13 protein-coding genes and 1 tRNA gene are annotated in these 12825 nt (G+C 51.0%); 7 read left to right on the plus strand and 7 right to left on the minus strand.

The window, feature by feature from the left end; genetic code table 11:
• The first annotated feature begins 68 nt into the window (after positions 1–68).
• Positions 69–1016, plus strand: a complete 948-nt coding sequence (locus BEB42_RS06605) for a phosphoglycerate dehydrogenase (protein ID WP_001318019.1) — start codon at positions 69–71, stop codon at positions 1014–1016.
• Between the two features lie 78 nt (positions 1017–1094).
• Here the strand turns inward: BEB42_RS06605 and BEB42_RS06610 are convergent.
• Positions 1095–1171 (minus strand) — tRNA-Met (locus BEB42_RS06610).
• Between the two features lie 208 nt (positions 1172–1379).
• Between BEB42_RS06610 and mltA the strand changes: the two genes are divergently transcribed.
• Both mltA and tcdA read left to right on the plus strand, forming a co-directional pair.
• On the plus strand, positions 1380–2477 hold the full coding sequence (gene mltA / locus BEB42_RS06620) for a murein transglycosylase A (RefSeq protein ID WP_000678652.1): 1098 nt from the start codon (positions 1380–1382) through the stop codon (positions 2475–2477).
• A gap of 76 nt (positions 2478–2553) precedes the next feature.
• On the plus strand, positions 2554–3360 hold the full coding sequence (gene tcdA, locus BEB42_RS06625; RefSeq protein ID WP_000117731.1) for a tRNA cyclic N6-threonylcarbamoyladenosine(37) synthase TcdA: 807 nt from the start codon (positions 2554–2556) through the stop codon (positions 3358–3360).
• 50 nt (positions 3361–3410) lie between these two features.
• Here tcdA and csdE read toward each other — a convergent pair whose 3' ends face one another.
• Together csdE and csdA are read right to left on the minus strand one after the other, a co-directional pair.
• On the minus strand, positions 3411–3854 hold the full coding sequence (gene csdE / locus BEB42_RS06630) for a cysteine desulfurase sulfur acceptor subunit CsdE (protein WP_000184281.1): 444 nt from the start codon (positions 3852–3854) through the stop codon (positions 3411–3413).
• A complete protein-coding gene (gene csdA, locus BEB42_RS06635) occupies positions 3854–5059 on the minus strand; it encodes a cysteine desulfurase CsdA (protein ID WP_001352983.1) in 1206 nt (401 codons plus the stop codon). The genes csdE and csdA overlap by 1 nt, the downstream gene beginning before the upstream one ends.
• 191 nt (positions 5060–5250) lie before the next feature.
• Here csdA and BEB42_RS06640 point away from each other — a divergent pair, with 191 nt between their 5' ends.
• The 4 genes from BEB42_RS06640 (at position 5251) to rlmM (ending at position 8253) form a co-directional block, all read left to right on the plus strand.
• Complete coding sequence (locus tag BEB42_RS06640; protein ID WP_000750398.1) at positions 5251–5478, plus strand: YgdI/YgdR family lipoprotein; 228 nt, start codon at positions 5251–5253, stop codon at positions 5476–5478.
• A gap of 350 nt (positions 5479–5828) precedes the next feature.
• A complete protein-coding gene (gene gcvA / locus BEB42_RS06645; RefSeq protein WP_000044394.1) occupies positions 5829–6746 on the plus strand; it encodes a glycine cleavage system transcriptional regulator GcvA in 918 nt (305 codons plus the stop codon).
• An 18-nt stretch (positions 6747–6764) separates the two neighbouring features.
• Positions 6765–7160 carry a DUF423 domain-containing protein gene (locus BEB42_RS06650; RefSeq protein ID WP_000203905.1) on the plus strand — a complete coding sequence of 132 codons (396 nt, stop codon included), beginning with the start codon at positions 6765–6767 and terminating at the stop codon, positions 7158–7160.
• Positions 7153–8253, plus strand: coding sequence for a 23S rRNA (cytidine(2498)-2'-O)-methyltransferase RlmM (gene rlmM, locus BEB42_RS06655; RefSeq protein ID WP_001045520.1), 1101 nt, complete (start codon positions 7153–7155; stop codon positions 8251–8253). The genes BEB42_RS06650 and rlmM overlap by 8 nt, the downstream gene beginning before the upstream one ends.
• Before the next feature lie 43 nt (positions 8254–8296).
• On the opposite strand, the gene fucR is transcribed toward rlmM, so the two are convergent.
• The 4 genes from fucR to fucI form a co-directional block, all read right to left on the minus strand.
• Entirely contained in the window at positions 8297–9028 is a 732-nt protein-coding gene (gene fucR / locus BEB42_RS06660; protein ID WP_010378533.1) for an L-fucose operon activator, read from the minus strand.
• A gap of 57 nt (positions 9029–9085) precedes the next feature.
• Positions 9086–9508 (minus strand): L-fucose mutarotase, encoded by a 423-nt coding sequence (fucU, locus tag BEB42_RS06665; protein ID WP_000920840.1) that lies wholly within the window; start codon positions 9506–9508, stop codon positions 9086–9088.
• A gap of 1 nt (position 9509) precedes the next feature.
• Positions 9510–10928, minus strand: coding sequence for an L-fuculokinase (fucK, locus tag BEB42_RS06670; RefSeq protein WP_000808405.1), 1419 nt, complete (start codon positions 10926–10928; stop codon positions 9510–9512).
• A 108-nt stretch (positions 10929–11036) separates the two neighbouring features.
• Complete coding sequence (fucI, locus tag BEB42_RS06675) at positions 11037–12812, minus strand: L-fucose isomerase (protein ID WP_105267243.1); 1776 nt, start codon at positions 12810–12812, stop codon at positions 11037–11039.
• Positions 12813–12825 lie beyond the last annotated feature (13 nt).

Consider the following 12825-nt stretch of genomic DNA (forward strand, 5'->3'; position numbering starts at 1 on the left):
TTAGAATATAAAACAGTAACCGGTCACGCCATCTTTTGGGGTGGCGTTCATTGATGTGAGTGTCAGCTATGAAAAACGTTCTGGTCACCGTTCCCAGCTTTTCAGCGCGTTGTGTTTCTGCCAGCAAGCTGCTAAGAGAAAATCATTTTAACCTTATTATCAAGAATAATGTGGAGCATCTGGTTAAATCAGAATCCACAGTATTACGAGAATCTATTTGCGCAGTCATTGCCGGAAAAGATTGTTATCAAGCGGATACGTTATCGCGACTACCAGGAGTGAAAATAATATCGAGATTCGGGACAGGGATTGATAATATTGATCTTCATACGGCTCGACAATCAGGTATTGTGGTCAATAATGCTGTTGGGATTAATTCAAATGCAGTCGCGGAATTTATCATTGGTCTTATTTTTGCGAGCATGAGAAATATCCCCGGTAGCTATCATGCGATGCAAAATGGTTATTGGGGCGAGTCGCATGGCTGCGAGTTACAAGGTAAACGTATTGGCCTGCTTGGCTACGGCAATATTGGCAAAACACTGGCGAAAAGGTTATCTGGTTTTGATGTTGAGCTTTTAGCTTTTGATAAACAACCCGATTTCCAGGCCGCAGGCAAAGATGGAGTTCAGTTCGTATCAATTGAAGATATCTTTATGCAGTCTCATGTCATCATCGTTCTTTTGCCATTTTCTCCGGAGCTGGAGAACTTCATTAGTCATAAATATTTGTCGATGATGCGCAATGGTGCTCTTATCATCAACGCCGCAAGGGGAAAGTTGCTGGATGAGGGTGCTTTACTTCAGGTAATTGAAGAACGAAATGTTTTTGCAGCACTGGATGTGTTTAGCTCTGAACCGCTAGCGCAATTTAGCCCATTGCTACATGCCAGGAATATCATTACAACGCCGCATATTGCGGCCGCCACCGTTGAGTCATACCAGCAAACCGGGATATACGTTGCCAGGTCGATAATAGATTTCTTTGCAGGAAGGGAGATAAAAAACGTGCTGTGAGTTCAGCTAAGGAAGATTTCAGGTACAAAAAAACCGCAATTTGTGAAACACATTGCGGTTTATCAGCATCATAAGTGTTGGTTGCGGGGGCCGGATTTGAACCGACGACCTTCGGGTTATGAGCCCGACGAGCTACCAGGCTGCTCCACCCCGCGTCCGTGGATGCGCACTATACTCCGCTCGCGTTTTCATGCAACCTTTTTTTTACCCAGATCACGGATTTGGTATGATTTTGAGCAAAAACAAATCACTAAAGCCTGTTTTTTGTGCAAAATTTGCGTCAGGGAGAGGCTGCTCATTTCATTAAACGCGGCGGTTTGTTATCTTCATTGCGCCTTATTTTTTAAACTGAAGAAGAGAACAATGAAAGGACGTTGGGTAAAGTACCTTCTTATGGGCACGGTTGTGGCAATGCTTGCCGCCTGCTCTTCCAAACCAACCGATCGCGGACAGCAATATAAAGACGGGAAATTTACCCAGCCTTTCTCTCTGGTAAACCAGCCAGATGCCGTTGGCGCGCCAATTAACGCCGGTGATTTTGCCGAGCAAATTAACCATATCCGTACTTCGTCACCGCGTCTGTATGGCAACCAGAGTAATGTTTATAATGCGGTGCAGGAGTGGCTACGCGCAGGCGGTGATACCCGCAATATGCGTCAGTTCGGCATTGATGCCTGGCAGATGGAAGGTGCCGACAACTATGGTAACGTGCAGTTTACAGGCTATTACACGCCGGTAATTCAGGCACGCCATACCCGCCAGGGCGAGTTCCAGTATCCGATTTACCGTATGCCACCAAAACGTGGTCGTCTGCCGTCTCGTGCGGAGATCTACGCGGGAGCATTGAGCGATAAATACATCCTCGCTTACAGCAACTCTCTGATGGATAACTTCATTATGGATGTGCAGGGTAGCGGGTATATCGATTTTGGTGATGGCAGTCCGCTTAACTTCTTCAGCTATGCCGGAAAGAATGGTCATGCCTATCGCAGTATTGGTAAGGTGCTGATTGACCGTGGCGAAGTGAAAAAAGAAGATATGTCGATGCAGGCGATTCGTCACTGGGGTGAAACACACAGTGAAGCCGAGGTTCGCGAGCTGCTGGAACAGAACCCGTCTTTCGTCTTCTTTAAACCGCAATCTTTTGCTCCGGTGAAAGGGGCAAGTGCGGTGCCGCTGGTTGGTCGCGCTTCAGTTGCGTCCGATCGTTCCATTATCCCGCCTGGTACAACCTTACTGGCAGAAGTGCCGCTGCTGGATAATAACGGCAAATTTAACGGTCAGTACGAACTGCGGCTGATGGTGGCGCTGGATGTCGGTGGTGCAATCAAAGGCCAACACTTCGATATTTATCAAGGTATCGGGCCGGAAGCCGGACACCGCGCAGGTTGGTACAACCACTATGGACGTGTTTGGGTGCTGAAAACCGCCCCGGGCGCAGGTAACGTCTTTAGCGGCTGATGTGTTATTCTGTATACCGTTTTGACGGATACGACAGGGTGAGGGATAACCTCGCCCTTTTTAATTCTGAGGTGCTATGTCTGTGGTAATTAGTGATGCATGGCGTCAGCGTTTTGGTGGCACTGCGCGTCTGTATGGTGAAAAAGCGTTGCAACTGTTTGCTGATGCGCATATTTGTGTGGTCGGTATCGGTGGCGTCGGTTCCTGGGCGGCGGAAGCGCTGGCGCGTACGGGGATTGGCGCAATCACACTTATCGATATGGATGATGTGTGCGTCACTAATACCAATCGGCAAATTCACGCGCTGCGAGATAACGTCGGGCTGGCCAAAGCGGAAGTCATGGCCGAACGTATTCGCCAGATTAACCCGGAGTGCCGTGTAACGGTGGTGGATGACTTCGTGACGGTGGATAACGTAGCGCAATATATGAGTGCCGGTTATTCGTACGTGATTGATGCCATTGATAGTGTGCGACCCAAAGCGGCGCTGATTGCTTATTGTCGGCGCAATAAAATCCCTCTGGTCACGACTGGTGGTGCTGGTGGGCAGATTGATCCGACGCAGATTCAGGTTACCGATCTGGCGAAAACAATTCAGGACCCTTTGGCGGCGAAGTTGCGCGAGCGCCTGAAAAGCGATTTTGGCGTAGTGAAAAACAGCAAAGGTAAGCTCGGCGTGGATTGCGTGTTCTCTACCGAAGCGCTGGTGTACCCGCAGTCAGACGGTACGGTGTGCGCGATGAAAGCCACGGCAGAAGGGCCGAAGCGGATGGATTGTGCATCTGGATTTGGTGCGGCGACGATGGTGACTGCCACCTTTGGTTTTGTTGCGGTTTCTCATGCGTTGAAGAAGATGATGGCGAAAGCGGCGCGTCAGGGTTAAACAATCAGGTCGGATGCGACGCAAACGTCCTTTCCGACCTGGTTCTGTGCTTAAACCTGCTTCGCCGCAGCGATAATCGCCTCGCTTAACGCATTCAACCCCTGACTGCGAGAGGCGCTAAGTTGCGCACGCAATCCCAGCTCATCAAACAATGCCAGCGGCGACTGTGCTTGCAATTCGGCGGCGGTTTTGCCCTCAACGGCGGTCAGCAGCACGGCCAGCAGGCCGCGCACAATACGCCCTTCGCTATCACCAAAGAAATGCATCCTGCCGTTTTCTGCGACGGTATATCCAAGCCAGACGCGGTTTTCACACCCGGCAATCTCTTTGGCCTGTGCTTTTAATTCGTCTGGCAAAGCAGGAAGCTGTTTCCCCAACATAATCAGCTGGCGATATTTGTCTTCCCATTGCGTCAGTGGCGCGAAAGTATCGCGTAACGTCTCTATGGTAACGGTTGTGCCGAACGGATGTCCGGCGAATTGCGGGTTTGTCATTAATCCACCAATAATTCCAGCGCACGGTCAACGGCATTCACCAGCGCATCCACATCACTCTTTGTATTATATGGCGCAAACGAGGCGCGCAGTGTGCCGGTTACGCCTAATTCTGCCAGTAGCGGCTGAGCGCAATGCTGCCCGGCCCGCAGGGCAATGCCGTACTCCGCCAGCAGCGTCACCATATCGCTGTGATGAACGCCAGCAAAATCAAAGGCTAGCAGGCTGGAATCCTGGCTGCGGAATGAACGAAAGCCTGGACGTTTTGCCAGCGCCTCTTCTGCAATCGTCGCCAGGCTGCGACTCCAGCTTTCTGCCTGGTTGATATCGTAATCTGCCAGCCATTCCAGCGCCGCGCTTAACCCAATTACGCCAGCCACATTTGGCGTTCCGGCTTCCAGTTTCCACGGCGCAGATTGAGTGATGAAGCCGTCAAAACTCACTTCGTGAACCATTTTGCCGCCGCCCAGCCAGGGCGACATTGCTTCCAGCAGTTCTGGTTTGCCGTAAAGTACGCCTATCCCTGTCGGGCCATACAGTTTGTGACCAGAGAAAGCGTAAAAATCAATATCCAGTTGCTGAACATCCGCGGGGAAATGCACCGCCCCCTGAGCACCATCAACCATCACCACCATCCCGGCTGAATGAGCAAAGGTAATCGCTCGTGCCAGATCCGGGCAACCGCCAGTGACGTTAGACATCTGGCCCAACGCCAGAATCCGACTATGGGGAGTAATCAGTTCAGGCAACAAATCGACATCCGGCAACCGCTGCGCATTAAGCGGCAATTTCACCACTTTGGCTCCGGTTTGTTGGGCGACCATCAGCCAGGGGACGAGGTTGGCGTGATGCTCTGCCACACTGACAATAATTTCATCGCCCGGTTGCAGACGCGGACGGGCATAGCATTGCGCCACCATGTTGATGGATTCAGTGGTGCCGCGCGTCCAGACGATAGTTTTGTCATCTGGTGCATTCAGTAATAGCGCCACTTTTTCCCGTGCAGCTTCGTAACGCGCGGTCAGGCGTTGGGCCTCGGCAAACTGGCTACGATGGACGTTTCCGGCGCTCAGGCTGTAAAACTGTCGGGTTGCTTCAACCACGGCTTCAGGTTTAAGCGCGGTCGCGGCACTGTCGAGATAGACGCCCGCATCCTGTAGCGCGGGAAACTGGGCGCGAAACTGCGCGGGATTAAAAACGTTCATGGTACTCCTCGGCTTGATGCACCGATCGTGACGCAAAATTCACTTTGATACAAGGAGAGTGCTAACCATCAGAATTATCTGGATATCCTGGCGAAGCCGCGTAAGTAACATATGCTAAATAGTGTTAGGCGTTAATTTTAGCCTGTTAATCAATACTATTAAGATTTATTAATCGCTTTAAGGAGAAGATGATGAAAAAGACTGCCGCAATTATTTCTGCCTGTATGCTGACTTTTGCCCTGAGCGCCTGTTCCGGTTCGAACTATGTGATGCACACCAATGACGGACGTACCATCGTCTCTGACGGCAAACCACAGACTGATAACGATACCGGTATGATTTCGTATAAAGACGCTAATGGCAACAAACAGCAGATCAACCGTACCGACGTGAAAGAGATGGTCGAACTGGATCAATAATTCGCGTTCGAAAGGTAAAAAAAAGCACCGCAATAAGGCGGTGCTACATTAATCACTATGGACAGACAGGGTAAATGTACAGGAAGTGAAAAAAGGTAGCTTTGCTACCATGGTCTGAATCGCAGACCAATTGCAAACACAACAACACAACATCACAACCGTAAGCCAAAAGTTCACCAGAACACGCATTCCGATAAAACTTTTCGTTCCGGCTCAGGAAGTGCCGCCACTATAGGTATTTGCTGGTAGAAGCTCAACGGACAATTTATAATGGCTCAGATTAAAAAAACTAATAGGTTACACAGTGTGATCTAATTGTTAAATTCATTTAACATCAAAGTTTAAAAGCCATGTCTAAACGATTACCACCGCTAAATGCCTTACGAGTTTTTGATGCCGCAGCACGCCATTTAAGTTTCACTCGCGCAGCAGAAGAGCTTTTTGTGACCCAGGCCGCAGTAAGTCATCAAATCAAGTCTCTTGAGGATTTTCTGGGGCTAAAACTGTTCCGCCGCCGTAATCGTTCACTCCTGCTGACCGAGGAAGGGCAAAGCTATTTCCTCGATATCAAAGAGATATTTTCGCAATTAACCGAAGCGACACGTAAACTCCAGGCCCGTAGCGCCAAGGGGGCGTTGACGGTCAGTTTACTCCCCAGTTTCGCCATTCATTGGTTGGTTCCACGACTTTCCAGCTTTAATTCAGCTTATCCGGGAATTGACGTTCGCATCCAGGCGGTTGATCGTCAGGAAGATAAGTTGGCGGATGATGTTGACGTGGCGATATTCTATGGTCGGGGCAACTGGCCGGGGCTACGGGTGGAAAAACTTTACGCCGAATATTTATTGCCGGTGTGTTCGCCGCTACTGCTGACAGGCGATAAACCCTTGAAGACCCCTGAAGACTTGGCTAAACATACGTTATTACATGATGCGTCTCGCCGTGACTGGCAGACATATACCCGACAGTTGGGGTTAAATCATATCAACGTTCAGCAAGGACCAATATTTAGTCATAGCGCCATGGTGCTGCAAGCGGCTATCCACGGGCAGGGAGTGGCGCTGGCAAATAACGTGATGGCGCAATCTGAAATCGAGGCCGGACGTCTTGTTTGCCCGTTTAATGATGTTCTGGTCAGTAAAAATGCTTTTTATCTGGTTTGTCATGACAGTCAGGCAGAACTGGGTAAAATAGCCGCCTTTCGTCAATGGATCCTGGCGAAAGCCGCTGCTGAACAAGAAAAATTCCGCTTTCGTTATGAACAATAATTTACGTAGGGTACGACCATGACCAGCCGTTTTATGCTGATTTTCGCCGCCATTAGCGGCTTCATTTTTGTGGCGCTGGGCGCTTTTGGCGCGCATGTGTTAAGTAAAACCATGGGGGCCGTTGAGATGGGCTGGATCCAGACCGGCCTCGAATACCAGGCGTTCCATACGCTGGCGATCTTAGGTCTGGCGGTGGCAATGCAGCGTCGCATCAGTATCTGGTTTTACTGGAGTAGCGTTTTCCTTGCGTTAGGCACGGTGCTGTTCAGCGGCAGCCTTTATTGCCTGGCGCTGTCCCATCTGCGTTTGTGGGCATTTGTCACACCGGTTGGCGGCGTGAGCTTCCTCGCGGGCTGGGCGTTAATGTTAGTTGGTGCTATCCGTTTAAAGCGCAAGGGCGTAAGTCATGAATAAGGTTGTATTGCTGTGCCGTCCGGGCTTTGAAAAAGAGTGCGCCGCAGAAATTACCGATAAAGCCGGCCAGCGGGAAATTTTCGGTTTTGCCCGCGTGAAAGAGAATGCGGGTTATGTCATTTATGAATGTTATCAACCTGATGATGGCGATAAGTTAATCCGTGAGCTGCCGTTCAGTTCATTAATTTTTGCCCGCCAGTGGTTTGTGGTCGGGGAACTCCTGCAGCATTTGCCGCCAGAAGATCGTATTACCCCCATTGTCGGCATGTTACAGGGCGTAGTAGAGAAGGGCGGTGAACTGCGTGTTGAAGTTGCCGATACCAACGAAAGCAAAGAGTTGCTGAAATTCTGCCGTAAATTCACCGTGCCGCTACGCGCTGCCTTGCGCGATGCCGGGGTGCTGGCGAACTATGAAACGCCGAAGCGTCCGGTTGTGCATGTATTCTTTATTGCACCAGGTTGCTGCTATACCGGTTACTCATACAGCAACAATAATTCGCCGTTCTATATGGGCATTCCGCGCCTGAAATTTCCGGCAGATGCGCCGAGTCGTTCCACGCTCAAACTGGAAGAGGCATTTCATGTGTTTATTCCGGCGGATGAGTGGGATGAACGTCTGGCGAACGGGATGTGGGCGGTGGATTTAGGTGCTTGCCCAGGCGGCTGGACCTACCAACTGGTGAAGCGCAACATGTGGGTATATTCCGTTGATAACGGCCCGATGGCACAAAGCCTGATGGATACCGGGCAGGTGACGTGGCTGCGGGAAGACGGTTTCAAATTCCGTCCGACACGCAGCAATATCTCCTGGATGGTATGCGATATGGTTGAAAAACCGGCGAAAGTTGCGGCATTGATGGCGCAGTGGCTGGTTAATGGCTGGTGCCGTGAAACCATTTTCAACCTCAAACTGCCGATGAAAAAACGCTACGAAGAAGTGTCACATAATCTGGCGTATATTCAGGCACAGCTTGATGAACATGGCATAAATGCTCAGATTCAGGCGCGACAGTTGTATCACGATCGTGAAGAAGTGACGGTGCATGTCCGCCGCATCTGGGCTGCGGTGGGAGGCCGTCGCGACGAGCGATAACTAACAAGGCCGGGGCGTCGTCTCCGGCCTGCTACCCTTTCCGTCAGGCTGTTACCAAAGAAGCCGCAACCTGGCGCTCATCAGAAATAATGTGCGTGACCTCATCCAGATGCCCGATGCGGGCTTCCCCTGAACGATTAAATTTACTTTTATCAATCAATAACAACGATTGCGCGGCACGTTTTAATAGCATCGATTTGTAATCAGCGTTGATGGCATTGGAGTCCCACAGTGCACCGCTGCTATCGATCCCTTCACAAGAAAAAATAAACAGATCGATTTCCAGCGATTTAAGTTGGGAAATCAGCGAGGGATTGACGTAACAGCCATATTTGCGCTCAAGTGTGCCGCCGGAACTGATCAGTTGAATGCGTTCACGTTTACCGAGTTCATGGCAAATCGGATGGCTATTGGTGAAGACCTGAATGTCGATGTCAGGCAACTGGCGTGCCAGATACCAGCAGGTTGAACTGGCGTCTAAGGCTATCACCATCCCTTCTTCAATCCACGCGAGCGCCTCGCGCGCGATATCTGCTTTATGCGCATAATGGCTTTTCAGCCGGATGTGAAAGGGATCGCCACTGTCTTGATTTTGACGGTGGATATATTTAGCGCGCCCATGATTGCGCAGAATTTTACCCTGCGTCTGTAATTCATTGAGATCGCGACGAATGGTTTCTTTACTGACCTTTAGCTGTTCAGAGAGAGCTTCCGTGGTCAGGCTGGTATGGTTCAGCAGCAGGTCGACTATCGCTTGCTGGCGTGCCGCTTTCATATTTTTCACCCCATCATTCGATAACCGCCCGCGTCATGCGGGCGTACCGGTATGAGATTACGGTGTTACCCCTTTTTTTAAAAGAATATTCCCGTACTTCGCTCGTTCGCCTGTGATAACGATCGCAAAGGCTTTTTGCGCCCGCTCATAAAACGCAAAACGATTGATGCGGATGATGTCAGGACAGGGGGCTTGTAGTGAAAGCGCATTACGATAACGTCGTTCTACTTCAGGATCGAGAGTGTCACCTTCTACCGCCGCCATCATCACCAGCGGCGGTGCATAACTGTCCAGTTCAAATAACGGGATTATCGCCTGGAGCAAGTCGCTCACCAACAGGCCATCAGCGCGGATCACCTGCGGTCCCATCGAATGGGCGGGAAAGTGAGCATCGGAAAAAATAATTTCATCTCCATGTCCCATCTCTGCCAGCACTTTCAATAGTTCGGGAGAAATTAACGGCGAAATTGTTTTCAGCATTTCACACTTCCTCTATAAATTCAGGTTCAGTTTGTGGGTAGAAATAACGGTACTGATAATGAATCTGCGCGCGAGCTTCTTCCGGGCTGTTAAATTCCCCTACGCCATACCAACCGAACAGCGCAGCTCCTGCGACGGTCGTTTCGGCGTCGTCGAGAACTTTTACCGGAATATCAAGCATATTGGCTTTAATCTGATTCCACAATGTGTTGCGACTTCCTCCACCGACTAACAATAATTCAGAGGCTTTAAAGTGCCCGATTTTTTCCAGCATCTGTAGATTGCGCTGTAATTGCGCGGTTAACCCTTCCAGCGCCGCGCGATAGAAATGCCCCCGCGTGGTATTGAGCGTCACTCCTTGCCAGCCAGCGTTCTGACACGACAATAAATCACACTGCATTTTCACGCCATCCGCGCCAGGCGCGATCAGACGAGCCTCTTCAATCAACATTTGCCAGGGAGTTTCAGCCGTCCAGAACAGCTTTCTCACCCATTCCAGCACGCCGGATGCCAGCCATTGCATACCTGGGTTATACAACCCTGCCTGACTATCCAGTTCGCAGGTCGAACCGGCGTACTGACTTAACAGCGAAGTATCAACCTGGGCGCTACGGACCATTAAAATTTCCCAGGTACCGGAAGAGAGCACGGGTTCATTTTGTTCGGCACCAGCACCAAAAAGGGCGAACTGGGTATCGTGACCTGCAGAAATTACCGGTATGCCAACGGGTAAGCCGAGCATTGCTGCGGCGCTGTTCTGTAGCGTACCAATCTGTTCACCCGCTTCCACCAGACGAGGGAAGAGTCGGCGTGGAATACCGGTGGCTTGTAAAATTTGCGGACTGAAATCGCGTTGCTGGATATCCAGCATCTGGCTGGTTCCGGCCATCGTGATATCAGTAGTGAATTCGCCGGTTAAACGGTGGTTAATCAGCGACGAAATAAAGAGCCAGGCGTGCGCGCGTTCCAGCAGTTGTGGATGATTTTCTTTCAACCACACCAATTTATATAACGTATTGAAACTAAAGGCTCCGACGCCAGAAATAGCCTGCAACTGCTGTGCGGAGATCAACCGTTCAATATTGTCCATTACCGCTGCTGTTCGCGGACATTTCCAGCTAATGATCGGATAGAGCAGATTGCCTTGCTTATCTACCAGAGCGCCATCCACACCAAAGGTGGTGGCGGTGATACCGCGGATGTGGCATTCAGTCAGTTCACTATTGATTTGCCGACAGCAATCAGCAAAGCGTTGCAAAATGGCGTCTAAAGACCACTGGTGCCAGGTGTTGTTTTCCACCGCGATATCGCTGGCATTAGGCGTTGAGGCGCGGGCAACAATTTTTCCCTGCCGATTAACTGCGATGGCCCTGACATTGGTCGCGCCACAGTCGAGTACCAGGATAACTTCTTGTTTCATAATCGCTCCTGCAATATAGCCGGATAACATTGCTTATCCGGCTAACCACTCTTGCTTGTTCAGGCCCGGAAGCCGGAGCGACCGGGCATCACATCAGGGAGTAATGTATTAACGCTTGTACAACGGGCCGTAGTTCTGGCAAGCGCGGTAATCCTGGCCTTCAATATCCATGCCGTGCGCGGCCCAGGCAGAAGGACGATACACTTTGGTCTCTTCAACGTTATGCATACATACCGGGATACGCAGCATGGAGGCGAGAGTGATAAAGTCAGCGCCAACGTGGCCGATGGTCAGAACCCCGTGGTTAGCGCCCCAGTTCGCCATTACCGAGTACACATCCGTAAACGGCCCTTTACCGGTGAGGCGCGGTGCAAACCAGGTGGTTGGCCAGGTTGAGTTGGTGCGTTTGTTGAGGATGTCATGCACATCCTTCGGTAACTCAACGCTCCAGCCTTCCGCGATTTGCAGTACCGGGCCCAGGCCTTTGATGATGTTGACACGGGTCATGGTGAACGGGACACCGCCTTCAGTAAGGAAGCGGGAAGAGTAACCACCGCCACGGAAATATTCGTGGATAGCCGGGCACCATTCGGTCGCGGCGAGGCAAGCGTCAGCCTCTTGCTGAGAGATTTCCCAGTGCGGCTTCATCGTCGGTTTACCTTCGCTGTCGCGTTGTTTACAGGATCCGTCCAGCGCAGCAGAACCGGAGTTGATCAAGTGGATGATGCCGTGTTCTGCCAGTCCGTCCAGTTTATGCCCCGTTACACGCTCAATTGCTTCTGGTGACCAGTAGGTACGGACATCGGCAAATACCTGAGCGGTACCGGTGAGCTGGTGGCCCATTAGCATTGCCACGCCGTTAAGACTGTCGTTTTCGGTCGCCACGACTAAGGGTTCACGCACGCCATTCCAGTCAAATGAACTGTTAAGGATCGCTTCAGCGGTATCGCCGTTGGGATATTGATCGGTCCAGTGACGTTGCCCCTGGAAGCCCGCAGCGATGGCGTTGTAGCCAAGTGATTCTTCCACGCGACCAATATCGGCCAGTTTGCTGTTGCCTTGCATCATGTCGCGGATACACATCGCCATCAGTAAACTTTCGCGCAGAACTGCGCGGCTTTGCTCGGCATTGCGTTGATACTGTTTGTTATTTTCATCTTCGCCATAGCGGAAGTTTTTATCAGCCCAGGCCAGCGCCATTTCCAGTTCTGCTTCGTCGTAAATCTTCTGATCAATACGGCGACGCAGTTCGGTCATATCCACCGCCTGGACTTTCATTCCCAGCCAGGATTCAAAGAAGTTGTGGTCAACGATGGAACCGGCGATCCCCATCGAAACGCCGCCCAGCGACAGATAGCTTTTACCTTTCATACTGGCGACTGCCAAACCGGCGCGGGCAAAGCGCAGCAGTTTTTCTTCAACGTCGGCAGGAATCGATGTGTCATCGGCATCCTGAACGTCATGACCGTAAATGGAGAACGCCGGGATGCCTTTCTGGCTGTGAGCTGCCAGAGCCGCTGCCAGGTAAACAGCGCCGGGACGTTCAGTGCCGTTAAAGCCCCAAATGGCTTTCGGGCGGGTTGGATCCATGTCGATGGTTTCACTGCCATAGCACCAGCAAGGGGTTACCGTAATGGTGAGGCCTACATTCTGACTGCTGAATTTTTCTTCGCAAGCAGCGGCTTCAGCCATACCCGCGATACAGGTATCGGAAATGACACACTCGACGGCAGCTCCGCAAGCATGGCGCAGTTTCTCGGTCAGCAGAGCGGCCGTGGCTTTCGCCATATTCATTGTTTGTTCTTCAAGCGACTCACGAACACCCATGCGACGACCGTCAATAACCGGGCGGATACCAATTTTCGGTAAGCTGATTTTTTTCATTACAGATTCCTCA

The organism is Escherichia sp. MOD1-EC5990 (assembly GCF_002965285.1).
GTDB classification, from domain to species: Bacteria; Pseudomonadota; Gammaproteobacteria; order Enterobacterales; family Enterobacteriaceae; genus Escherichia; species Escherichia coli_F.

Excerpts from the sequence above, each read along its gene's own strand:
- gcvA (WP_000044394.1), top strand. The coding sequence starts at position 5,829 with ATGTCTAAACGATTACCACCGCTAAATGCCTTACGAGTTTTTGATGCC.
- BEB42_RS06605 (WP_001318019.1), top strand. The coding sequence starts at position 69 with ATGAAAAACGTTCTGGTCACCGTTCCCAGCTTTTCAGCGCGTTGTGTT.
- mltA (WP_000678652.1), top strand. The coding sequence starts at position 1,380 with ATGAAAGGACGTTGGGTAAAGTACCTTCTTATGGGCACGGTTGTGGCA.
- csdE (WP_000184281.1), bottom strand. The coding sequence starts at position 3,854 with ATGACAAACCCGCAATTCGCCGGACATCCGTTCGGCACAACCGTTACC.
- rlmM (WP_001045520.1), top strand. The coding sequence starts at position 7,153 with ATGAATAAGGTTGTATTGCTGTGCCGTCCGGGCTTTGAAAAAGAGTGC.
- fucU (WP_000920840.1), bottom strand. The coding sequence starts at position 9,508 with ATGCTGAAAACAATTTCGCCGTTAATTTCTCCCGAACTATTGAAAGTG.
- BEB42_RS06650 (WP_000203905.1), top strand. The coding sequence starts at position 6,765 with ATGACCAGCCGTTTTATGCTGATTTTCGCCGCCATTAGCGGCTTCATT.
- fucI (WP_105267243.1), bottom strand. The coding sequence starts at position 12,812 with ATGAAAAAAATCAGCTTACCGAAAATTGGTATCCGCCCGGTTATTGAC.
- fucR (WP_010378533.1), bottom strand. The coding sequence starts at position 9,028 with ATGAAAGCGGCACGCCAGCAAGCGATAGTCGACCTGCTGCTGAACCAT.
- BEB42_RS06640 (WP_000750398.1), top strand. The coding sequence starts at position 5,251 with ATGAAAAAGACTGCCGCAATTATTTCTGCCTGTATGCTGACTTTTGCC.
- csdA (WP_001352983.1), bottom strand. The coding sequence starts at position 5,059 with ATGAACGTTTTTAATCCCGCGCAGTTTCGCGCCCAGTTTCCCGCGCTA.
- fucK (WP_000808405.1), bottom strand. The coding sequence starts at position 10,928 with ATGAAACAAGAAGTTATCCTGGTACTCGACTGTGGCGCGACCAATGTC.
- tcdA (WP_000117731.1), top strand. The coding sequence starts at position 2,554 with ATGTCTGTGGTAATTAGTGATGCATGGCGTCAGCGTTTTGGTGGCACT.